The following is a 22381-nucleotide window of genomic DNA, read 5'->3' as shown; positions in this document are numbered from 1 at the left end:
ATCAAAAGATATCAAATCAACTTTTGAAAATTATGAAGACTTTTAAAAGCTTTCAATTAAAATTATTTTTAAAAAAGTTTAATTCGGTAGGACAAAATTGCTACATAGAACAACCTGTTAGAATGGAAGGTATTAAATACATTACATTAGCTAATAACGTTTCTATAAATGCTTTTGTACATATCTGGGGCCATGGTACTGTCAAAATTGGCAATGATTGTTTAATTGCTTCTCATGTAGCCATCATATCAGTAACTCATAGTACTGATGCTTTAGTTTTCAGGGAATCTATCATAAAAAAGCCTGTTATCATTGGTAACAATGTTTGGATCGGATCTCATTCTATAATAATGCCGGGTGTAACCATTGGGGATAATGTTATCATAGGAGCAGGAAGTGTTGTAACTAAGGATCTGGAGCGCGACAGCATCTATATAGGACGCCCAGCAATAAAAGTTAAAGATTTACAGCAATTTACTAAATATTAGGAATACCATCTGATAAAGTTTAACCGTTTAACGAGCTCTACCAAATAGGCTTAAAACTGCAGTTAAGTATATCCATTACATTTGATAAATATCTCTTATAGGAAAATGGAACGGATTTTTAAAAAAATTAATTTATAAAGAATTTCTTAGGAACTACAGATAAAACTCAACCTTATGATCCTTACAAAGATATGAATGAAAACAATTTTACCATAAACGTGTCAAAGATAACCATCTGCAATTGATGCTTTTTTAAATAAAGTATATCAATGAAAAGTTTCAGAATTTCATATATTATATCAACCTATAACAGGCTTCCTTTTTTGAGTTTCACATTAAAAAAACTTATAGCCACACTAAAAAGTGATGAAGAAATTGTAGTGGTTGACGGTAACAGTAACGATGGTTCAAAAGATTATTTACAAGCACTATTAAAAGAAGGGAGCATTAACCAATTCATCTCAGAACCTGACAAAAACCAGGCTCATGGCTGGAACAAAGCAATGCTTATGGCCAATGGAACCATCATAAAAAAGATTATTGACGACGACGTTTTTGATTATAACTCCATTCGAAAATGCGCTGATCACATGATCGAAAATCCTGACATCGATATCTTGATTTCCAACGATCTATTTGCCTCCATTTATGATACTAAAACCATCACTAAAAATAGCAGGCTTAAGCACTTCGAAGAGTGGTCAAAAGGTAAAAAGCCATCATTTACTTTTGGAGATGTACACATGCTAATCAGAAAATCTGCTATTTCCTACATCGGTTTATACCATACTGGTTATGTAATGATGGATTGGGAATATGCTTTAAGGATTAGTTTTTTAAAATCGAATATTTGTTATTATACTGGATATAACGCTTTATCTGTTGCACATGAAAATACCATTACTTCAAACCAATTAGTCGATCAAATTACCGAGCAGGGTAAAAGAGCACAGATATTTTACAGTTACAAAGGAGATACGTTCGAGATTAGCCTATGGTCTAAATTTAAAATTAATATAGGAAAACTATTATTTAATGATCAAGCAGCATCGAAGAAAGTTCAAAAACTATCACAGGAAGAAAAAGAATCTATCTATAAAATTTTCTCAACTGTTCTAGCATCGATAAACACAGAAAACCAATACCATTTCATTCATTCTAATACGTTTGAAAAAGAAAGCAATTAAAATAAAATTCCAAAACGGCCTTGCCTTTGAAAGCTTTATAAAAGAGGTTTTCGAAGTGAATAAAGTACTCGAAGAGTTTGAGTTCATTGAATCCGATCAACCTAATTTTGTTGTATTTGGCCCTTACGGAAATGATATTCCAAAAGAAGGAAATTATGTGCGCATAGGGTACTTTTGTGAAAATATTAATCCTGATTTTTCTATTTGCGATTGGGCATTTGGTATGCCTAGCGAACATTTAATCAGAAATCCAAAATATAGAAAAATCCAATGGCATGGATTTAATCCACAATTATTGGTCAAATCAATAACTGAGAATGATATTGGCTGGATTCTTGACGAAAAGCAAAAGTTTTGCAATTTTCTTTATGGAAATCACGTTCCTTATCGGGAAGAGTTTTTCAAACAATTATCTAAATATAAAAAAATTGATGCTCCAGGTAGATCAATGAACAATATGTCATCAATCGATTCGCTGTATAAAGGTGATGTTTGGGATAGAAAACGTCAATTCTTAAATCCATATAAGTTTACTATTGCTTTTGAAAATTATTCTTACAGTGGATATCATACTGAAAAACTGTTTGATTCTATGTTAGTTAAAAGCCTTCCTATCTATTGTGGGGATCCGGAAATTAATGAGGTTTTTAATACTGATAGTTTTATAAACACCTCAGAATATGCTCCTGTAAATAATGGCATAGCTGTTAAAGGATTAGAAAAACTTGCACAATGGAACTTCGTAGATATTAGACCATCTTTCTACCATACTCCAATACACCGCACATCAAGAAAATTAAAATCACTGGGTAGAAAACTTAAAATGAAACTTCAATATAGCAACTATAATTTTAAAGATTTAATTGACAGAATAGTAGAAATAGATAAGGATAGGGATCTCTATGTAAAGTATCTTTTAGAACCATGGTTTTATGGAAATGTTATACCTGAAAATACCCTTTCTAAACACAGATGGTCAGAGATATTTAATTCAATTTGATGGCAGCACTAGTTTCAATAATCATTCCTTGTTATAATGCCGAAAAATATATTGCCGAAACCATTTCTTCTGCGCTCGCCCAAACATATCAACCAGTAGAAATAATTGTAATTGATGATGGTTCTTCAGATAAATCTATAGATATTATCAGGCAATTTTCATCAAACCGCATTTTTATTTATCAACAAAAAAATAGTGGTGCCTCAATAGCAAGAAATAAGGGCTTATCAATATCAAAAGGAAAATACATTCAATTTTTAGATGCTGATGATTTTATTAGTACAGACAAAATTGAAGCACAGGTAAGCATACTCGAATCCAAAGCAAACTACATATCTCTTTGCCATACGGTTCATTTTAAAGATGGTACCAACCCCTTATCATACCCTATTACACATGAATGGTTTAAGGAAGGGTCCGAAAACACCACAGATTTTCTTATTAAATTATATGGAGGACCTTTGATAGGCAATGGTCTAGGGGGGATGATTCAACCTAATGCTTGGCTCACACCGAAACATTTAATTGATAAAGCCGGCTTGTGGAACGAAATGCGGAGTCCTGATGATGACGGGGAGTTTTTTTGTAGGGTTTTATTACAGGCAGAGGGGATGGTTTACACTTTAAAGGGTGTTAATTACTATCGCAAGTTTGAGAATAGAAACACCTTAAGTTCTCAAAATAATGAACAATCACTTTCCGCTATTTTAAAATCAACAGAACTCAAAGCAATCCATTTAATATCCAAAACTGATGACCCAAATGCAAAATTAGCCATAAGCCGTCTATTTTGGGAACTTGCATCAAATGCTTATCCCAAGTATCTTTCAATTTCTAAAAAAGCTATTTTAATGGCAACTAGTTATTCTAAGCATAAACCTGTTTATTTATATACCTACACTAAACTTTATACATTCATATCTAAGTATTTTGGTTGGAAAACCAGCGCTTGGATTAGCTATCTTAAACAAAAACTGATGAAACATCTAACCATAAAACGAGGATGAAACATTTTATAGGACGAGTATTGATATACATACTCAAAAAATTAAATATTTCACTTTTAAGCCATGCACATATTCAGATGGGTATTTCGGCTTTCAACAATTTTACTGTTAGTGGTGAAGAGCAGTTATTAAAATTTATAAAGAAAAAAACAATTTATAATTTATCAACCATAATTGATGTTGGTGCCAACAATGGCGATTACTGTTTATTACTTACAAATGTATTCGATCATGCAGCTATTTATGGATTCGAACCTATGATATCTACCTATGAAGTAGCTAAACAAACTACAAACAAACATCAGAATATTAAGTTATTTAATTACGGTATATATTCTAAAGCTGGCGACATTACACTATACAATAGCTTGGATCAACCTAACGATCAGATTTCAACGTCTTATAAATCTGGCTTACTAGACTTTTACAAGGTAGAACACTTACAAGAGTTCAAAGTACCAGTAACTACTTTGGATATCTTTTGTAAACAAAACAATATTGACATTATCGATTTTCTAAAAATTGACGTTGAAGGAGCAGAATTAGAAGTGCTAAGAGGTGCAAAAAAACTGTTGTTTGATAAAAAAATTAACATAATCCAATTTGAATTTAATGATTTTAATGTTAGCTCAAGAACATTTTTCAAAGATTTTTATGACTATTTAACAGATTTTAATTTTTATAGGGTATCAAGTAGAGGGCTTCATTTTATGGGAAATTACACTACTAGTCATGAAATTTTTGTTTATCAAAATATCGTAGCGATACATAATTCCAAGGATTACTTTAAAAAACATATCTACTTCTAGTTTAAATGTTTCGGGCTTTAAATCCTACTATCCGAAATTTATAAAAAAACCCACAAAATTGAATAAATTAATAAGCATCGATTTATTGAGAGGATTTGCAGCCTTTGCTGTTTTTTATTACCATCAACACCTTGGTTTTACCTTTGCAAAAAAAACCGGCCTAAACTTTTTAAACCTTACTGATCAGATTGGATCAACCTATGCTGTACCTTTATTCTTTTTAATCAGTGGTTTTTGTATCCACTTATCTTGTCTAAGGCAATTATCCAACAATGAGCCCCTCCCGTTAAAAAAATATTATTTAAACAGATTTTTTCGAATTTATCCAGCGTACTTCTTTTCTTTAATCTTCTCTATTGTTATAATTAATATTACGTCTCCTGGTTCAATTATATCTTTAAAAGATTTATTGATTCATCTTTTAGTTGGTCAAGGATTTAGCTCAACGTATTTCAATACAATAAATTTAGTTTTGTGGACAATAACCATAGAAATGGTTTTTTATATTATTTATCCAGCCTACTATTATATTAATAGAAAGCTTAATCCTCATTCAGCACTTGTTTTCTCATTACTGGTTAGCAGTATAAGTATTGCCATATTTATGATGAACAACCAAGCTTTATCATTTCCACAATTATATTTATTTACAAATTTATGGTTTGGCTGGTGTTTTGGGGCTTGGCTTTGTGATCAACATATCCGATACCCTGACTTTTTTAAATCAACAATATGGATTGTAATAACAGTAATTATTATTGCAATTTTTTTTAGCCTTCAGTTAATTCAATTTAATGATGATATTCTAGTAAGAAATTTATCAAATATTCTAATCTGGGCACCAATACTAGTTGGCTTGATAAAAAAAGAAAAAAATTTAATCAAAATAAAAAGGTTGTTAAAAATCCCAATAGCACTTGGTCTATCGAGCTATAGTTTATATTTGTTTCACATTCCATTAATTGCAATAAAAAATTTTTTAATAAGCAATTATATCCACCAAAACTATAATTTGTTAATAATGGCCGTTGGCACTATGTTAATTCCGATAGCTTGTTATTATTGTTACCACGCTATTGAAATTCCTTTTATGAAAATAAGTAGAAATATTAATAAAAAATTATAATTATTTGTTGTTTACAAGTGCCTAATGCAGTTTAAAAATTAATGAAAAATGTAATTACGATTGCTACTGGTAAAAAGTTATATATTAATTTAGCTGTGAATCTGGCTAGATCTTTTTGGTATTGGAACAGTGATACAGATATTAACTTTTATATTGTTACGGATATTGAGGATAGTTTGGCAAGTGATATTAGAGAATTTGTAAAGGTTATACAGATAAAAAAAAATGAATTAGGAAAAGGATTTACACCTAAATTATACCTGGATAAACTTGCCCCCGCTGGTCAAACATTATTTATTGACAGTGATTGCCTTGTATATGGGAATCTTGATCCTGTTTTCAAAAAATTTAAGGGTCATGGGGTTTCGGTAATCGGTAATTTAATTTCTAATGGCGAATGGTTTGGAGAAGTAGCACCTATTTGTAAACAATTCGAAATCCCACATTTGCCTAAATTTAATGGTGGTGTGTATTATCTGGAAAATGGATTAATGGCTACTCATGTTTATCAAAAAGCCCGCGAATTAGAAAAAAAATATGATGAAATTGGCTTTGTTAGATTAAGGGGAAGACCAAATGATGAAGTGCTAATGGCATTGGCCTTACAACTTTTTAACCAGCAGGCTGTTGATGAAGACGGCACCATAATGGCAGAGTTTGTCAATTTTCAATCAGGAATTGAATCTGATTTATTAGAGGGTCACGCTGTTCTATATAATCGTCCCAAAAGCAAAAATTATAACAGGCATTGGCCATTGATAATGGCTAAGCCAATTATTGTTCATTATTTGGGTCACCATAATCAGATATATCCATATACTAAAGAAGTGAAAATTTTAGAACTATTAGCTAGGGGACATTCAAAAACATCAGCCAGACTTTTATCATTAACTTGTATCACCTTACCTTATAAAATAAAAGTGAACCTTAAAAAATTGCTAAGGCCAGTCTATAGAGTTTTTTTTGGGTTTAGAAAGAGTACAAAATCAGAAAGAATTATCGATTAAATGGATGTTAGTATTATTATACCTACCTATAACAGATTATGGAGTTTACCAAAAGCGATAGCATCATGTTTTAAATCAAATCTCCGAATTGAGGTAATTGTTGTAGATGATGGAAGTAACGATGGGAGTAACGAATGGCTAAGTAGAAGAACAGACATTGTTGTAATCAGCCAAAAAAATCTGGGTAAGGATTGGGCTGTTAACAATGGTTTACAATATGCACAAGGGAAATATGTTCGTTTTTTGGATTCAGATGACTGGTTATTACCCTTTTCAACTGATCGACTTTTTGAAGAAGCTGAAGCAAAAAATGTGGAGGTTGTGGCTGCAGGGTATGATATATTTAATGAAGACGGTAAATTAATGAAAACAATTAGCTGGACTATTTGTGATGATTTTATTGCCCAACAATTGGGAGAATGTGATTCGTCTCATTACTCTGCTTATCTTTTTGAAAAAAACTTTATCAATGATATTCCACATAGGCAGGAATACGCTTCAAGAGATGATAGAAAGTTTATTATTGAAGTAGCCTTAAAAAAACCTTCGTATAGCTACCTTTCAAATTCAACTTTTGCTCATAGAATGCATACCAGGGAGCGATTACAGCAAGCTAATGGCCTCATTAACTCATTGAACAACTTGGCTTATTTAAAAATATTTGAAGCTGCTATAAAAGAGCTCGAACAATTAGGCACATGTACGCAAAGACGAAAAAATGCCGCTGCAAAATCGCTTTGGCCTTTAGCTACATGGATAGCAAAAGACAACGTAAATGAAGCTGTTAAGCTTATTAAATGGATAAAAAAACTCGATCCTGCTTTCAAATTCAATAAAAATGGAGTTATAGGCTTATGTTATAAAATATTTGGTTTTAAATTCACTTCTCATCTTCTTAATTTCAGGAGGTCATTATTTAACTATTGAAAAATTATAATTACATAGTTAGATAAAACTAAAAATTCTGATTTATCGATTAAAAAATGGAGCCTCTTAACTTATTTTTTGAAGAGCCTAACCTTGATCGCTGGTTTAAGTACGATCGCTATCCCAGAAAGGTTTTGAGGAGAATACTGAGAGGTAAGGAAAAACCTGGAGGTGTAATGATGGTAGCACTCCAGTTGATGAAAGGCTTAGATAAACTCAATGTTCCATATCGTTTTAACGATTTTGACTATATAAAAAAACATCCTGAAGAAGTTGCCTGCATTATTGGAAAGCCCCAGATACTCGACAAATTTAAGTGGAAAAACCCCATCATTTATGGTGCGGGCGTCTTTTCTCATCCCACTGACGATTTAAATTTTTTGATCAAATACCCCACCATTAAAAAAATATTAGTTCCAGGCCCGTGGATGAAACGAGTTTTCGATCCATTTTACGGAAAAGAGTTAGTAGATTTTTGGCCTGCTGGAATAGATACAGATCAATGGAGCGATAGTATAAAGGAAGCTAACTTAACATTAGACTTTTTAGTTTATGACAAAATAAGGTGGCAGCACGATGATTTTGAAAAAAGCTTAATTAATCCGATCATCAGCACACTTAAAAGGAAGGGATTTACATACGAGTTTATAAGATACGGCGCTTATAATCATCAAGAGCTTATAAAGAAATTGGCAAGAGCGAAAAGTGTTATTTTTTTATGTGAACATGAAACACAAGGACAAGCTTACCAACAGATACTCTCTACCAACACTCCTATTCTGGCTTGGGACAGGAGTGGTTTTTGGCAAGATCCCGATTACTACCCACATCGAGTTAAGTACGAACCGGTAACTTCTGTTCCTTATTGGGATGACCGTTGTGGAATAAAATTTAAATTTATTGAAGATTTCGAATCTTTATTAGAAAAATTTATTGTTAAAAACAATTCTGGAGCGTTTATGCCAAGAGCTTATATTTTAGATAACCTAAGTTTAGAAGTATCCACCAAGAAATACCTGGGCCTTTATAATTCTATATTAAAATGAAAATCTTATTAATTATGGATCCTGGCATTCCGGTTCCGCCCCCTTTATATGGTGGCCACGAACGTCTTGTCTATATGTTTGCCGAAGAATATAAAAAATTAGGTCATGAAGTTAGTCTTCTAGCCGGACCAGATTCAAAAATCAGTGGTAAAACATATAAGTTTGGAATAAATAATTTAAAAAGATCAAAGTATCAAAAATTAAAGGAAATCATCCTTGCCTGGCGATTCTTGTACCAAAACAGAAATGAATTTGATTTGATCCACAATTTTGGACGATTAGTTTATTTGCTTCCAATATTGAATCACCGGGTAAAAAAAATCATGACATACGGTAGAAAAATAGATTCAAAAAATATTGCATTTATTGATAAATTGCCCAACCAAAATCTAAAATTTACGGCGCCAAGTTATGATTGTATCAGCTCAGCTAAAAGCATAGGCAATTGGACAAGAGTTTACAATGCAATAGACTTTTCAAAATATGACTTTAAGAGTGATGTATGTGATGATGCTCCATTAATATTTTTAGGAAGATTAGATAAGGTAAAGGGGTGCCATATAGCCATTGAAGTTGCGAAAACTACAAATAACAAGCTTATTATTGCTGGTAATATTTCGAATGAAAATCATGAAATAGAATATTTCAATTCAGAAATTAAGCCATACATTGATGGTGAAAATATCAGGTATGTTGGGGCTGTAAATGATGAGCAAAAAAACATGTATTTAGGCGACTCAAAAGCACTTTTATTCCCAATAAACATAAGAGAGGCCTTTGGGATGGTAATGGTAGAGGCCATGGCTTGTGGTACACCAGTTATTGCATTTAACGCTGGGGCAACCCCAGAAGTTGTTATTAACTCGGTTAATGGCCTTGTGGTAAGTAATAAGGACGAGATGATACAGGCATTGGATGAGGTAAGCCTTATTAACCGAGGCTGTTGCAGCGAAAATGCGAAAAGAAGATTCGATGTAAGTGTCATTGCCAGCGAATACTTAAATTTATTTGATCAAAATAGAAGTTGAAAAAAGTATTGCTTATTACTTCTGGTCAGCCTTCTCTAAACCCGAGATTAGTTAAAGAAGCCGATGCACTTGCAAATGCTGGCTATCATGTAACAGTTCTTTATCAATATTGGAATGCTTGGGGTACAGCGCTAGACGAGGAACTCTTCCCTAAAAAAGAGTGGAAAGCCATACGTGTTAATGGGGATCCCGTTAAGCAAAAAGCTGTTTATTGGCTAACAAGAGGCATACACAAAGCAGCAAGAAAAATGATTACGCTAGTTGGAATAAATCCTGCTACTGTTATTTTTGCATTATCAAGAGGTACTCATGGGCTGACTAATAAAGCGAAGACCATTGTTGCCGACCTTTATATTGCCCATAACATAGCGGCTTTGCCCGCAGCAGTAGAAGCGGCCTTAATACATGGGGCAAAATGTGGATTTGATGCAGAAGACCTTCATAGATATGAAACACATAGCAAAGATTTAAATTTTCGCCTCGTTAAATTTGTTGAAGAAAAATATTTTCCGAAAGCAGATTACCTCAGCGTAAGCAGCCCTCAAATTGCAAAAAAATACAAAGAGCTGTTTCCGGCGTTGACATTTCATACCATTCTTAACGTATTTCCTAAAAACTCATTCACCAACCGTGTGGCTCCCAGCCAACCGCTAAAGCTGTTTTGGTTTAGCCAAAATGTTGGGCTTTCGCGTGGTTTGCAGGATGCTATAAGAAGCTTAAAAATACTTGAAGGGTTTAAAATTGAATTCCATATACTGGGTTTTTTAAATAACACAGTTAAAATCGTTCTTGATGAGCTTATTCAAAGTCTAGGATTTGCTAATCCACCACTTATCAACTTTCATCAACCGATTGCCTCTTCAAAACTTGTCGAATTTGCAAGCCAATTCAATGTCGGATTAGCTACCGAGCCTGGTTTTTCGATCAATAACCATCTGGCACTAAGCAATAAGCTATTTACCTACCTACAAGCTGGTTTGGCCACGGTAGTTACAGAAACAATTGCTCAAAAAGAATTTATAAATGATCACCCATCAATAGGTGCTAGTTATGAGATTGGCAATGTTCAACAATTGGCTGAAATCCTATTAAATTATATTCAGAATCCAGCGATCTTAGCTCAACATCAAGATGAAGCTTACCATTTGTTTGAAACTACTTTAAATTGGGATGAGGAATCTGATAAATTTATAGCTATCGTTAATAAAACACTTAATTGAGTAAACTATAAAAGATCATAACCTGAAACGCTTACTTATTATATCTCCACACTTTCCTCCTGCAAACACGGCAGATATGCAACGTGTGAGGATGAGTCTGCCATATTTCAAAGATTTGGGTTGGGAGCCGGAGGTGATTACAGTTGATGAGAAATATCTTGATGTAGTAAAGGACGGTCTTTTAACAGGATCCATTCCTTCTGATATCGTTATCCACAAAGTAGGTGCGCTTGCTAAAAAATGGACCAGCAAATTTGGTTTGGGAAGCTTGGCACTTCGCTCGTTATGGTCTTTTAGAAAAAAAGGCAATCAATTGCTTAAAAGTGGTCTCTTCGATCTTGTTTATTTTTCTACTACGCAGTTTCCGGTATGTATTTTAGGGAATTATTGGAAGAAAAAGTTTGGTATTCCATATATAATCGATATGCAAGATCCCTGGCATTCTACTTATTATTTGGATAAACCAAAATCACAGCAACCGCCAAAGTATTGGTTCTCTTATCGTTTAAATAAATACTTGGAACCAATTGCCATGAAAAATGTAGATGGTGTCATCAGCGTATCTGGCGCATATATCGAAACTTTGGAAAGTAGATACCCTTGGTTAAAAAATAAACCTTCCAAGGTAATTACATTTGGCGTTTTTGAACGGGATTTTGTGATCGCTGAGAAAAATAAATCGAAACTTCAATTGGTGTATCAGACAGGTTCGAACCAAATTAACCTGATTTATATCGGCAGAGGTGGGTATGATATTCACCCAGCAATTAAATTATTGTTTGAAGAAATTTTAGCTTATAAAGAAACCAATCCAGCGATTTTTTCTCTGCTACATCTACATTTTATAGGTACGAGTTATGCGGCAAATGGGACCGGCGTTCCAACAATAGCTCCTACCGCAAAAGAAATGGGTTTAAGCGAGAAAGTGACAGAATATACAGATCGGATAGGTTTTTATCAAAGCATCAGAAATCTGCAGGAAGCGGATGGATTGCTCATTGTCGGCTCGAATGATGCATCGTATACGGCTTCCAAACTTTACCCTTACATAATGGCGAAAAAACCTTTACTTGCGCTTTTTCACCCAAAAAGTGAAGCGGCAACTGCAATTAAAAATTGTAATGCAGGAAACTTAATTACACTTGACCAATTTTCTCCAGCAGTAAAACCTATTTTTGAACATTATTTGGAACAGGTAATCGAGAAAAAATCTCCAGACACGAATTGGAAAGAGTTTGAAAAATATACGGCAAAATCTTTGACCCAAAAACAGGTAGATGTATTTAATGAAGTACTGGAATTGAAACATAGCTAACGAAATGATCCTTCAGTCTCTATATAAAACCATTCTCAAAAGGCGCTTTTTTAAAGGGCAGGACCGCATTTTTTATTTTTTGTTTAAAAACAGCAGATTTTCCAAAGCAAAAGTTATCGTAAAACCATTGATTGGGAATTTCAAAATTGAATGTGATCCAACAACATGGATTGGTTCTAAAATCGTATACACTGGTGATTATGAAGCCTCGCTGAAACAAGTTTTCAGTTCGTACATTGCTAAAAATGACTATGTGCTTGATATCGGTGCAAACATCGGATTTCATACCTTGTATTTTGCAGAATTAGTTGGACAATCGGGCAAGGTAACCGCATTTGAGCCCATACCACTTAATTACAGCGCATTAATTCGCAATATCAGCTTAAATAATTTCACTCAAATTAACGCACAAAACATTGCACTGAGCAATAAAAACGAAACATTTCAAATTACAGCGGATGCTGCCAGTAATAACCCAGGATCATTTAATCTATTCGAAAAAAATGGAGATGTGACTGTCGATTGTAAAATTGGCGATGAATTTTTAACTGATGAAAAAATCAACTTTGTCAAAATTGATGTAGAAGGCTATGAAGCATTTGTAATTACCGGATTGATGCGGTCGATTGCCAAAAATTTGCCCTATCTGGTTTTTGAATACGATCAGGATTACCATTTAAAAACGGGATTTGAGCCCAATTATATTTTCAATTTATTGAAACCCTTAGGCTACCAATTTTATTTGATCAAAAGAACCGAACAAACTGCGATTAACAATCTCGATCAATTGTTATCGGGAAATATTTTAGCAAAACCACCTAAGAAGTAAATTTAAATATGTCTTTATACGTACAATATGGTTGCGGTTTTAGCGCTCCCAAAAACTGGAAAAATTACGATGCTTCTCCTACTTTGAGATTTGAGAGAACTTGGTTAATAGGCAAACTTTACAAAAAAAACAGCCATCATTTTCCCGAGAACGTGCTTTATGGAGATATTGTGAAGGGTTTGCCTGAACAAAAAAATACCTGCGATGGGGTTTATTGCTCCCATGTCCTTGAACATTTGTCATACCAAGATTTCCAGACAGCGCTAAAAAACACATATCGCATTTTAAAACCTGGCGGAATTTTTAGGTGCGTGGTGCCTGATTTGAAATTTGCGATAGAAAAGTATTTAAAAGATTATAGTGCTGTAGAAAATCCAGCATCCGATTTTATGCGGAGAACACTATTGGGCAAAGAAAAAAGAAGTAAAGGTTTAACAGCTGTAGTTAAAGATTATGCGGGCAACTCCAAACATTTATGGATGTGGGATGAAAAATCGCTAGTGTCCGAACTAGAAAAAAGTGGGTTTAAAAACTGTAGAATCTGTTTTTTTAACGATAGCAAAGATGAACATTTTAAATTTGTTGAAGAAGCCAACCGTTTTAATGAGGCCGTAGCAATAGAATGCACAAAATAGAAAAGCTAGCAATTATAATCAGTCATCCGATACAGTATTACGCCCCAGTATTTCAATTACTGGCTAAACAGTTAGCGTTAAAAGTATTTTATACTTGGGGAGAACAATCAATGACTAAATATGATCAGGGTTTTCGCCAACAGATTGAATGGAATATACCTCTGTTAGATGGCTATGATTATCAGTTTTTAGAAAATAATTCAAAAGATCCGGGAACCCATCATTTCAATGGCATCATCAACCCAGGCTTGCTTAGAGCAGTGCAGGATTTTCAACCAGAAGCTATTTTAATCTATGGCTGGGCGTGGAAAAGTCATTTAAAAGCTTTGCGGTTTTTCAAAGGTAAAATCCCGATTTACTTTAGAGGTGATTCCACCTTATTAGATCAACAAAAAAGCTTTAAGAGTGTATTAAGAAAATGCTTGCTTAAATGGATCTATAGCCATATTTATAAAGCATTTTATGTAGGCGATGCTAATAAAAATTATTATGGGCGATTTGGTTTAAAAGAAAAACAATTGGTTTTTGCTCCACATGCTATTGATAATGATAGATTTTCGAAAGATAGCGATACAAAATCGAATTGGTTAAGAACACAGCTAGATATAAAGAATGATGAAATCCTAGTCCTCTTTGCAGGAAAACTGGAACCCAAAAAAAATCCTGAACTCCTGTTAGATGCGTTCATAAAACCAGAGTTGCAGCATATTCATTTACTTTTTGTTGGAAATGGTGTGTTGGAGGGGAGTTTGAAATTGAAGGTTGAGGGGTTAGCTTTTAGAAGTAATGATTTAGGAGAGAAAAAGGTTGATGAAAAGTCCTTCGACTATTCTCAGGATGACAGACTAGAGGGGACTCAGGATGACCGAAAGGGTAATCCCATGGCAAACGATATAAAAAAAAGAATTCATTTTATGGATTTTCAGAATCAAAAAGAAATGCCTGTGATATATCAGGCCTGCGATCTCTTTTGTTTACCATCAAAGGGGCCAGGTGAGACCTGGGGTTTAGCTGTTAACGAGGCGATGGCAGCAGGTAAAGCTGTCTTAGTTTCCACAAAAGTTGGCTGTGCCATAGATTTGGTTAAGCCAGGAATTAATGGAGAAGTATTTAAATCAAATGACTTAGATGATCTCATGCAAAAATTAGGAGAACTAACAGGCAATAAAGAAAAATTAACGAAAATGGGCATTCAATCCCAACAGATCATTCAAAACTGGTCATTTGAAAAACAGGTAGAAGCAATTGTAGATACTATTTATAATAACAATGCAAAATAATACCCCTACAAGACTTATTTTAACACTGTACTTTCCTGTTTTAGTTTCCTATTTATTAATCAATAGCCCCATTATATCTTATTTTGTGGCTTGGTTTGGTTCGCTCTTTATCTTTTATACAACCATATTATCTCCAGCCGCTATTATTAATCAGGATTTGCCCATCCATAAGCAAATTATGCGACCTCTATTTCTTACGCAGCTTATTTTTGCTGGATTTATGTGTACAACCTCGATATTTTATTTTATGGATCATTTGGGTTACCGGTATTTAACTGAAGTTAATTACGGAGCACAGTTTAAAGAAAGTGAACAAACCGCACTCATTGCCAGTTGCCAGCGGATGAGTTTATTAGCACATGCTGCGTTGGTTACAGGCATGCTATTAGTAAGAAAGAATACCATCATAATTAAAAGTGCTAAAACTTTTGAAAATGATGATTTTTTAATCTGGCTCAGTATTATTGTTTTCGGAATTGGTTCAATCTGCCAACGTTTTTCTGGACTTAGTCAAATTTCTCTTCCTCTCACCATTATCGGAATTTCGTGCGCAGCCGTACTGTTCGTTAAAGGATTTACGGCAAAAAATATCAGATATCTTAGTATAGGGGCTACTATTTTCATCATTAATTTTATACATGCCTCGCTATCTGGATACAAGGAACCGATCATTATCAATGTGATCGTTATAGCTTGTGTATTTTTTCCGTATTATAAAAAGGCCATACTTTATTTGAGCATTCCTATTGCTTATATACTACTTTATTTCCTTCCAACTTATAATAACACCGTAAGACAGAGCTGGGGTGGAGAAGTAAGTGCGGAGGAAGCACAAAACCAAGCCTTTGAAAACCTTGAGTCTAAAAACGAGGAACAAATTGAGGATACTAACTGGGGCTTCCTTACCAAAAGGCTGAGCGAGATTGAGATGTTTACCCAATTTGTAGACTATGTACCTGATCATCATCCCTATTACGACTGGGAGATTGTAGAAAATTCCTTAGAAGGGCTTATTCCCAGAATTTTTTGGGCAGGAAAGCCCAATATGGAAACCGTGTCCATGCAACGTGTTTATGATGCAGGTGTGGCACACAAAATGTCAACTGTTTCAGCCAAAACTCGTCCAATAGTAGATGCTTACCTAAGTTTCGGCATTCCCGGAGTGTTCCTTTTCATGCTTTTGTATGGAATGATAGTCCAACATTTTTCCGATTTAGCTGAAAGTTTATTCGGTGGCTACGAATTGGGCTGTGTAATTATGTTTAACAGTATTTTTCAAGGCCTTTGGCGGGGAAATAACTTCGAATTTATGTTCAACAATATTTTTTGGGGTTATGTAATTATGTGGTTCCTGTTTTACCTGCTCAGAACCATAAAGGTATTGAAGCCTGTGTTTGATTAAGAGGGTTAGTTGTTTTAAAGAATTTACATTGAAAATTATTCACATTACTGCTTCTTACAAACCGGCGTACATTTACGGCGGGCCTATACAGAGTGTTGGGAAGTTGTGCGAAGCCTTAATTGGGTTAGCGGTGAGCGGTGAGGACTTAGGCATTAATGATGTGCAGATATTAACGACAACGGCAAATGGAACAAATGAGCTAGATGTGGCAATAGGTAAACCTGTACTGGTTGAGGGTGTAAAGGTTACTTATTTTAAACGCTGGACAAAAGATCACAGTCATTTTTCGCCCGGGTTGTTACTGAGACTAAGGAAAGAGATCCGTCAACAGGCTCAGGATGACAATAATACTAAACGCCAAACGCCAAACGCCAAACTCATTATCCACATTCATGCCTGGTGGAATTTGGTTTCGGTATTAAGCTGTTTAGTGGCCAGGTGGTATAAAGTCCCCGTTATTTTATCACCGCGTGGAATGCTCACCTCCTATACATTTGGTAACCGGAATTCCCTTTCGAAAAAAATCATTCACAACTTACTGGGTAAACAATTATTAAAATATTGCCATATTCACGCCACCAGCGAACAGGAGAAGACAGATATCCTTAAAATAATTACGCCAAAAAGCATCAAAGTCATTCCTAATTTGGTCAGCTTTCAGTTTTCAACTTCCAGTTTTCAGATATCAACTAATGACATATTTCGCTTACTCTTCCTCTCCCGTATTGAAGAGAAGAAAGGGCTTGAATTACTTTTTGACGCCTTAACTCTTGTCGATATTCCATGGAGATTAACTATTGGAGGCACAGGGCAGGAAGAATATATACAAGGTTTAAAAGACAAGGCTGAAAAGCTAAAACTTAGCGCACGAATTAATTGGCTCGGACTGGTCAGTAATGAGGATAAGTTTAACTTAATGGCCGCTCATGATTTAACTGTGCTCACCTCTTATAACGAAAATTTCGCTAATGTGGTGGTTGAAAGTTTAAGCGTGGGCACACCTGTGTTGATCAGCAAATTTGTTGGTCTGGCTGATTATGTGGCAGATAAAAACCTGGGATGGATTACCGGTCTAAACATTGAAGAGATCAAAACCGGAATAATTTCGGCCCAGCTGGATATTGAAAAAAGAAAGGCAATCAGGACGACTGCTCCATTACAAATCAATACCGATTTTAACGATGATGTTTTGGCTAAACAATACATCGACTTTTACGAAGAAATTTTAGCTACTCCATCAGGAATTAATCCTTAAATGAATCAAAATTTTAGTTTTATCATATTAACCTTTAATGAGCAGATACATCTACCCAGATTATTGGAATCGATTAAAAAACTAAATGCCAGCATATTCATTTTAGATAGCGGAAGTACCGACGAAACCTTAAAAATCGCTAAACACTATGGCGCTGAGGTAAAACAAAATCCTTTTATAAATCACCCAAAACAATGGGATTTCGCATTAAAAAATTTTAAAATAGAAACACCATGGACGATCGGCCTGGATGCGGATCAAACGGTTACCCCTGAGCTGTTCGAAATGCTGGCCAACTTTAAAGAGGAAGATCATGCTGATGTTAATGGTATTTACTTTAACCGCAAAAATTTCTTTCAGGGAAGCTGGATCAGGTTTGGCACCTTTTATCCCTTTTACCTTTTAAAAATGTTCAGGACCGGGGTCGGTTTTTCTGATCTGAACGAGAATATGGATCACCGCTTTATTGTACCGGGGAAAACCGAAATCTGGAAAAAAGGATGGATTTTAGAAGAAAACTTAAAAGAAAACGATATAACCTTTTGGAAAGCTAAACACGAACGCTACAGTGACCTGGTTGCACTGGAAGAAGTAGAAAGGATGTTGAAGCTGCGTACACAAAGTTTAAAGCCTAACTTATTGGGCAGCCCTGACGAAAAACGGGCATGGTTAAAACAATTGTGGTGGAAACTCCCTCTTGGATTTCGCCCCTATCTTTACTTTAGTTACCGGATGTTTTTTAAACTGGGTATATTTGAAGGCGCCACAGGTATCAAATTCCATTATCTTCAAGGTTTCTGGTTTAGAAAACTGGTAGATAAAAAAATTAAAGTCATTCAAAAAAACAGTAGTTAAATTTATAAATGCCGATAATATATGACCCCAGAAGAAGCAAAAAAAGAAGCGAATAAAAAGGCCATCAAATTTGTGGTTGCCCTGTTTATCTTATATATCCTGTTCAGCCAGGGTAATCTGTTTATGAATAGTGTAATGACACCTGGTTCCAGATTTCATAATGCCTATATTGCTGATCACTTTGATTATATCCAGGGCTTGAAAACAGCCTTAATTGTACCTGCCGTATGGATTATCAAAGCTTTTGGCTTTTATGCCATTTATAACGAAATGGATGTAATGGTTGTGGCCGGCCCCTATCTCCGCGTTAATTATTCGTGCCTTGGCCTTGGTGTGATGAGTTTTTTAGCCGCTTTCGTACTTGCTTTTCCTGCATCATGGAAATCGACTTTTAAAATGCTCATCATCGGTTTTATTGCGATTTACGTTCTGAATGTATTGCGTATTGCAGGCCTGGGCGTATTGCTCGGATTCTTTAAATCGCAGCGGAACAATTTCACCTATCACCATGAAATTTTCAATATTATTGTATACATCTGCATTTTCGCGATGTTATATTTGTGGATCAGAAAAAGCAACAAACTAGCTAAAAATCAAACCATTGCCAACAACAGATAAAGCGGAAATTTTGCTAAAAACACAGCTACATAAAGATTTTGATACCGGCAATTTTAAGGTGGGCGCTTCTATTGTTAAGCAGTTTTTATGGTACTTTACAGATGTTATCTTTTTTAAGAGCCGCATCATGCCAGTCAGCTCGGTATTGGTTGCTTTGTTACGCTTATTCGGTGCCAGGGTGGGTAAAGAGGTGCGCATCAAGCCTGGTATTCACATTAAATATCCATGGAAACTGGAAATTGACGACTATAGCTGGCTGGCTGATTGTTATATAGACAACCTGGACCAGGTAAAAATCGGCAAAAACTGCTGTATTTCGCAGCAGGCTGTTCTGATTACCGGAAATCACAATTATAGCAGCACAAATTTTGACTTAATGACTGGTCCTATTGTGCTGGAAGATGGTGCTTGGATAGGTGCCGCAGCTAAAGTTGGCCCTGGTGTAACCTTGCACAGTCATGCGGTTTTAACGATGGGAAGCATGGCAACAAAAGACTTATTGCCTTATGTTATTTACCAGGGCAACCCTGCCCTGAAGGTTAAAGAACGCGTAATGCAGCGATAATACTTTAACTCAAACAGAATAGACTGAGCGGATTGCCAAAAAGTAATCCGCTTTTTTTTGTCGTTAGCTCATTATATTGATAAATATCAACAGATTTACATTTCTTTGGCACAAGAAATTACCTGATATAAAGAAATTATCTAGACATTTGTACTGTCTGTCGTCCAAAACCTAGTTAAGTGATAAATTTTAAATTAATGAAGAATAAGTATTCCTTATCTTCTAATCTTATTTTAATTACTTTTTTAATCGGGATCGTAAATCTTTTTTTCTACGATTACAAGAGTGCGCAGGAGCTGATTATCTTTATATCAATCCTCATCACGCGCTATCTGCTTTTTATCCTGATCAAACGCAGGTTCGAATGGAGCAAATACTTGCTGGTCTTAATCATTATCAGGAGCGTATACCGCCTTTACGTCGTAATGGGTGATGCAGATATTCATCCGGTGACCAAGATAAACCTCTCTTTACAGGCGATCATTTCCATACTGGCCTTTGCAATCCTTTTTATTGTCCCAAAGCTAAAAGTGTGGATAAATGAGCGAAGGAGGTATCTTTCTGCAACAGGGCTACCTAACGCCCAGCATTAGTTTTTATTTGAAGCATCAAGAAAACACGTTTTAAGCATGTTGGATCATAAGGACAGCTATTTTAATGGAAAAATAGTATAATTGCCGAAAGCAATCCAAAACAAAATGAATGTTATCCTTGCCTCTACCTCTACGCTGTTTGGCGGCAATTATCTGGAATACCTAAAAGATGAGCTTATTACACTCTTTTCCGGGATAGATGAAATTATATTTATTCCTTTTGCTAGGCCGGGAGGTATTTCGCATGAAGAATATACGGACAAAGCCCGCGATTTTTTCTCAAAACTTAATATCTGTGTTAAAGGCCTGCACGAATTTAATGAGCCCATTAAAGCCATCCATGCTGCCAAAGGCTTTTTTACCGGTGGAGGCAATACTTTTCTGCTGGTCAAAACCCTGCATGAGTTAGGACTGATGAGTCCCTTAAGTGAAAACATTAAATTGGGCAAACCTTATTTGGGTTGTAGCGCCGGAAGCAATATTGGCGGTTTGAATATGAAAACCACCAATGATATGCCAATTGTGTATCCTCCTTCTTTTGATTGCATGGGCCTGGTTCCTTTCAACCTTAACCCGCATTACCTTGACCCAAATCCGGAGTTAAAACATAACGGGGAAACCAGAGAAACCAGGATCATGGAATTTCTAACGCAGAATAACATAAAGGTAGTGGGGCTGCGCGAAGGCAACTGGATCAGGATTTTGGGAAAGGAAATTACTACGCAGGGAAGTGAAGATACCAGGATTTTTGAAGCAGGAAAAGCCCCATATGAGCTTTCACCAGGTAGTTCGTTATTGTAAAATAATACGCTAAATAGCTACAAGTGAGGATGGAATTAGGATCATCAACTTGTAGCTATTATGTTTCTTACCGGTAAAACGGAGATATTACAAAGTCATTTACATTTTAATTATAAAGCTACGGATCTGCTCTTTTTTCGTGAACGAAGATATATCACCATTCCGCCGAAAGCTATGATCAATATTAGAGGGATAATCAGTGTCGTCTGCAGGATTTCAGGGCCTGCCAGATTTTTAGCATTGGCCAGCGCCTGCCCTGATGCTGAACTTTCCGGCGCTTTTAAATAAGTGTCAAGCGAGGCTCCGGAAGGTAAATGTTTAACGATCAGGTTATCGTAAAAACTTCCCATAAACATCGTATAAATAGAAACCGCAAACATTCCTGCCCCGCCCATCAGGTTTAGGCCCAGGGCTCCCGATTTAGGAACATTCTCGGCCACAAAACCGATCATCGTTGGCCAGAAATAACAAACACCTATACCGAAGATAATGGCTGCGAAGAAAACGGAATTTCCGGTAAAAGTGCTCAACATGTAAAGCCCAGCCGCAGCAAATATTGCCGATAAGAGCAATACACCCTGAGGAGCAAGACGGTGAACCACAGGTTCGGCAAAACCGCGGCCGATTACCATAATTCCGGTAGTCAGGGTGAGTAATAAAATAGCATTGTCCGTTACGTTTTTGAGTAGTAAACCGATCCATTGACCAGTAAACAATTCGGTAATGGCAGTACCGAACATGCAAATGAACATAAAAATAAACAATGGCGAAAGTACTGCTTTATACATATCTGAACTGGAATAACCAGAGGACACCCTTTCCGTAACCGGAAAATCCAGTTTTGAAAACAGGTACCCGTAAATCAAAGTTGGAATAATCATCATGGCAACCTGTACCTTCCAGCCCAGTCCAAGCTGAACAAACAAAGTCACCAGCAAAGTGCCAATCACAATACCTCCGGGAAACCACAGGTGAAAATGATTTAAGCGAGTGGTTTTATTTTCAGGGTACAAAGCAGCAACCAGCGGATTACAGGCGGCCTCTACCGTACCGTTGGCTATGCCAATCAATAGGGTCGATAAAAACAGGCTCCAGTAACCCTGTGCAAAAATAGTGAGGACGATTCCGGCCAGATGGAAGATAAAGGCCATCACCAGCAAACGTTTCATTCCGATCATATCAACTACAAATCCTCCAACCACAATGGCCAGCGGAAATCCCCAGAAGGCCGCAGCTGTAATGGTGCCCAACTGACTGGTACTTAATTGAAAATCGGTCCCCAGCTGGTTCATGATCCCGGCACGGATACCGAAGGAAAGGGAAGTTACCAATAATGCCAGGCAGCTTGCCCAGAATAGTTTGGTCGTTTGAATGTTAAGCATATGTTT

At 35.7% G+C, this 22381-nt stretch carries 23 protein-coding genes; 22 read left to right on the top strand and 1 reads right to left on the bottom strand.

Translation table 11 applies throughout. The annotated features are described in order from the left end of the window. Nucleotides 1-32: 32 nt before the first annotated feature. From AC04QZ_RS16145 to pepE, 22 genes are all read left to right on the top strand, one after another. Nucleotides 33-488, top strand: a complete 456-nt coding sequence (locus tag AC04QZ_RS16145) for an acyltransferase (RefSeq protein WP_478358618.1) — start codon at nucleotides 33-35, stop codon at nucleotides 486-488. Nucleotides 489-757: 269 nt separating this feature from the next. After that, nucleotides 758-1675 carry a glycosyltransferase gene (locus AC04QZ_RS16140; protein ID WP_478358617.1) on the top strand — a complete coding sequence of 306 codons (918 nt, stop codon included), beginning with the start codon at nucleotides 758-760 and terminating at the stop codon, nucleotides 1673-1675. After that, nucleotides 1656-2675 (top strand): glycosyltransferase family 10 domain-containing protein, encoded by a 1020-nt coding sequence (locus AC04QZ_RS16135; RefSeq protein WP_478358616.1) that lies wholly within the window; start codon nucleotides 1656-1658, stop codon nucleotides 2673-2675. The genes AC04QZ_RS16140 and AC04QZ_RS16135 overlap by 20 nt, the downstream gene beginning before the upstream one ends. Beyond that, nucleotides 2675-3682: a glycosyltransferase family 2 protein gene (locus tag AC04QZ_RS16130; protein WP_478358615.1), complete on the top strand. Its 1008-nt coding sequence runs from the start codon at nucleotides 2675-2677 to the stop codon at nucleotides 3680-3682. The genes AC04QZ_RS16135 and AC04QZ_RS16130 overlap by 1 nt, the downstream gene beginning before the upstream one ends. Continuing rightward, nucleotides 3679-4491 (top strand): FkbM family methyltransferase, encoded by an 813-nt coding sequence (locus AC04QZ_RS16125; protein WP_478358614.1) that lies wholly within the window; start codon nucleotides 3679-3681, stop codon nucleotides 4489-4491. Before AC04QZ_RS16130 ends, AC04QZ_RS16125 begins: the two co-directional genes overlap by 4 nt. 58 nt (nucleotides 4492-4549) lie before the next feature. Next, nucleotides 4550-5617, top strand: a complete 1068-nt coding sequence (locus tag AC04QZ_RS16120; RefSeq protein WP_478358613.1) for an acyltransferase family protein — start codon at nucleotides 4550-4552, stop codon at nucleotides 5615-5617. 41 nt (nucleotides 5618-5658) lie between these two features. Further along, the gene (locus tag AC04QZ_RS16115) at nucleotides 5659-6624 is read left to right on the top strand and encodes a glycosyltransferase family protein (protein ID WP_478358612.1); all 966 of its coding nucleotides are present in this window, start codon (nucleotides 5659-5661) and stop codon (nucleotides 6622-6624) included. Then, nucleotides 6625-7551, top strand: coding sequence for a glycosyltransferase family 2 protein (locus AC04QZ_RS16110; RefSeq protein WP_478358611.1), 927 nt, complete (start codon nucleotides 6625-6627; stop codon nucleotides 7549-7551). 56 nt (nucleotides 7552-7607) lie between these two features. Then, entirely contained in the window at nucleotides 7608-8597 is a 990-nt protein-coding gene (locus AC04QZ_RS16105; protein ID WP_478358610.1) for a hypothetical protein, read from the top strand. Then, complete coding sequence (locus tag AC04QZ_RS16100; protein ID WP_478358609.1) at nucleotides 8594-9625, top strand: glycosyltransferase; 1032 nt, start codon at nucleotides 8594-8596, stop codon at nucleotides 9623-9625. Before AC04QZ_RS16105 ends, AC04QZ_RS16100 begins: the two co-directional genes overlap by 4 nt. Next, nucleotides 9622-10845: a glycosyltransferase family protein gene (locus AC04QZ_RS16095; RefSeq protein WP_478358608.1), complete on the top strand. Its 1224-nt coding sequence runs from the start codon at nucleotides 9622-9624 to the stop codon at nucleotides 10843-10845. The genes AC04QZ_RS16100 and AC04QZ_RS16095 overlap by 4 nt, the downstream gene beginning before the upstream one ends. A gap of 133 nt (nucleotides 10846-10978) precedes the next feature. After that, nucleotides 10979-12160, top strand: coding sequence for a glycosyltransferase family protein (locus AC04QZ_RS16090; protein WP_478358607.1), 1182 nt, complete (start codon nucleotides 10979-10981; stop codon nucleotides 12158-12160). 127 nt (nucleotides 12161-12287) lie between these two features. Continuing rightward, the gene (locus tag AC04QZ_RS16085) at nucleotides 12288-12989 is read left to right on the top strand and encodes an FkbM family methyltransferase (protein WP_478358606.1); all 702 of its coding nucleotides are present in this window, start codon (nucleotides 12288-12290) and stop codon (nucleotides 12987-12989) included. 8 nt (nucleotides 12990-12997) lie between these two features. Beyond that, nucleotides 12998-13624 (top strand): class I SAM-dependent methyltransferase, encoded by a 627-nt coding sequence (locus AC04QZ_RS16080; protein WP_478358605.1) that lies wholly within the window; start codon nucleotides 12998-13000, stop codon nucleotides 13622-13624. Further along, entirely contained in the window at nucleotides 13612-14904 is a 1293-nt protein-coding gene (locus AC04QZ_RS16075) for a glycosyltransferase family 4 protein (RefSeq protein ID WP_478358604.1), read from the top strand. Before AC04QZ_RS16080 ends, AC04QZ_RS16075 begins: the two co-directional genes overlap by 13 nt. Further along, nucleotides 14894-16306, top strand: coding sequence for an exosortase Y-associated Wzy-like protein (locus tag AC04QZ_RS16070; protein WP_478358603.1), 1413 nt, complete (start codon nucleotides 14894-14896; stop codon nucleotides 16304-16306). Before AC04QZ_RS16075 ends, AC04QZ_RS16070 begins: the two co-directional genes overlap by 11 nt. Before the next feature lie 28 nt (nucleotides 16307-16334). Further along, entirely contained in the window at nucleotides 16335-17561 is a 1227-nt protein-coding gene (locus AC04QZ_RS16065) for an XrtY-associated glycosyltransferase XYAG1 (protein ID WP_478358602.1), read from the top strand. Beyond that, a complete protein-coding gene (locus AC04QZ_RS16060) occupies nucleotides 17562-18416 on the top strand; it encodes a glycosyltransferase family 2 protein (RefSeq protein ID WP_478358601.1) in 855 nt (284 codons plus the stop codon). Nucleotides 18417-18437: 21 nt separating this feature from the next. Continuing rightward, nucleotides 18438-19034, top strand: a complete 597-nt coding sequence (gene xrtY / locus AC04QZ_RS16055) for an exosortase Y (protein ID WP_086544935.1) — start codon at nucleotides 18438-18440, stop codon at nucleotides 19032-19034. Further along, a complete protein-coding gene (locus AC04QZ_RS16050; RefSeq protein WP_478358600.1) occupies nucleotides 19018-19599 on the top strand; it encodes a WcaF family extracellular polysaccharide biosynthesis acetyltransferase in 582 nt (193 codons plus the stop codon). Before xrtY ends, AC04QZ_RS16050 begins: the two co-directional genes overlap by 17 nt. Before the next feature lie 197 nt (nucleotides 19600-19796). Then, complete coding sequence (locus tag AC04QZ_RS16045) at nucleotides 19797-20192, top strand: hypothetical protein (RefSeq protein WP_478358599.1); 396 nt, start codon at nucleotides 19797-19799, stop codon at nucleotides 20190-20192. 105 nt (nucleotides 20193-20297) lie between these two features. Next, nucleotides 20298-20993: a dipeptidase PepE gene (gene pepE, locus AC04QZ_RS16040; protein WP_478358598.1), complete on the top strand. Its 696-nt coding sequence runs from the start codon at nucleotides 20298-20300 to the stop codon at nucleotides 20991-20993. A 110-nt stretch (nucleotides 20994-21103) separates the two neighbouring features. On the opposite strand, the gene AC04QZ_RS16035 is transcribed toward pepE, so the two are convergent. Further along, the gene (locus AC04QZ_RS16035) at nucleotides 21104-22375 is read right to left on the bottom strand and encodes an MFS transporter (RefSeq protein ID WP_478358597.1); all 1272 of its coding nucleotides are present in this window, start codon (nucleotides 22373-22375) and stop codon (nucleotides 21104-21106) included. Nucleotides 22376-22381: the final 6 nt, after the last annotated feature.

It is taken from the genome of Pedobacter folensis, from assembly GCF_056490665.1.
This window is presented reverse-complemented; position numbering and strand designations above follow the sequence as displayed.

Bases quoted from the DNA above. Each gene is read 5' to 3' on its own strand.
- AC04QZ_RS16145 (WP_478358618.1), top strand. From the start codon at position 33: ATGAAGACTTTTAAAAGCTTTCAATTAAAATTATTTTTAAAAAAGTTT.
- AC04QZ_RS16140 (WP_478358617.1), top strand. From the start codon at position 758: ATGAAAAGTTTCAGAATTTCATATATTATATCAACCTATAACAGGCTT.
- AC04QZ_RS16130 (WP_478358615.1), top strand. From the start codon at position 2,675: ATGGCAGCACTAGTTTCAATAATCATTCCTTGTTATAATGCCGAAAAA.
- AC04QZ_RS16125 (WP_478358614.1), top strand. From the start codon at position 3,679: ATGAAACATTTTATAGGACGAGTATTGATATACATACTCAAAAAATTA.
- AC04QZ_RS16115 (WP_478358612.1), top strand. From the start codon at position 5,659: ATGAAAAATGTAATTACGATTGCTACTGGTAAAAAGTTATATATTAAT.
- AC04QZ_RS16110 (WP_478358611.1), top strand. From the start codon at position 6,625: ATGGATGTTAGTATTATTATACCTACCTATAACAGATTATGGAGTTTA.
- AC04QZ_RS16105 (WP_478358610.1), top strand. From the start codon at position 7,608: ATGGAGCCTCTTAACTTATTTTTTGAAGAGCCTAACCTTGATCGCTGG.
- AC04QZ_RS16100 (WP_478358609.1), top strand. From the start codon at position 8,594: ATGAAAATCTTATTAATTATGGATCCTGGCATTCCGGTTCCGCCCCCT.
- AC04QZ_RS16080 (WP_478358605.1), top strand. From the start codon at position 12,998: ATGTCTTTATACGTACAATATGGTTGCGGTTTTAGCGCTCCCAAAAAC.
- AC04QZ_RS16075 (WP_478358604.1), top strand. From the start codon at position 13,612: ATGCACAAAATAGAAAAGCTAGCAATTATAATCAGTCATCCGATACAG.
- AC04QZ_RS16070 (WP_478358603.1), top strand. From the start codon at position 14,894: ATGCAAAATAATACCCCTACAAGACTTATTTTAACACTGTACTTTCCT.
- AC04QZ_RS16060 (WP_478358601.1), top strand. From the start codon at position 17,562: ATGAATCAAAATTTTAGTTTTATCATATTAACCTTTAATGAGCAGATA.
- xrtY (WP_086544935.1), top strand. From the start codon at position 18,438: ATGACCCCAGAAGAAGCAAAAAAAGAAGCGAATAAAAAGGCCATCAAA.
- AC04QZ_RS16045 (WP_478358599.1), top strand. From the start codon at position 19,797: ATGAAGAATAAGTATTCCTTATCTTCTAATCTTATTTTAATTACTTTT.
- pepE (WP_478358598.1), top strand. From the start codon at position 20,298: ATGAATGTTATCCTTGCCTCTACCTCTACGCTGTTTGGCGGCAATTAT.
- AC04QZ_RS16035 (WP_478358597.1), bottom strand. From the start codon at position 22,375: ATGCTTAACATTCAAACGACCAAACTATTCTGGGCAAGCTGCCTGGCA.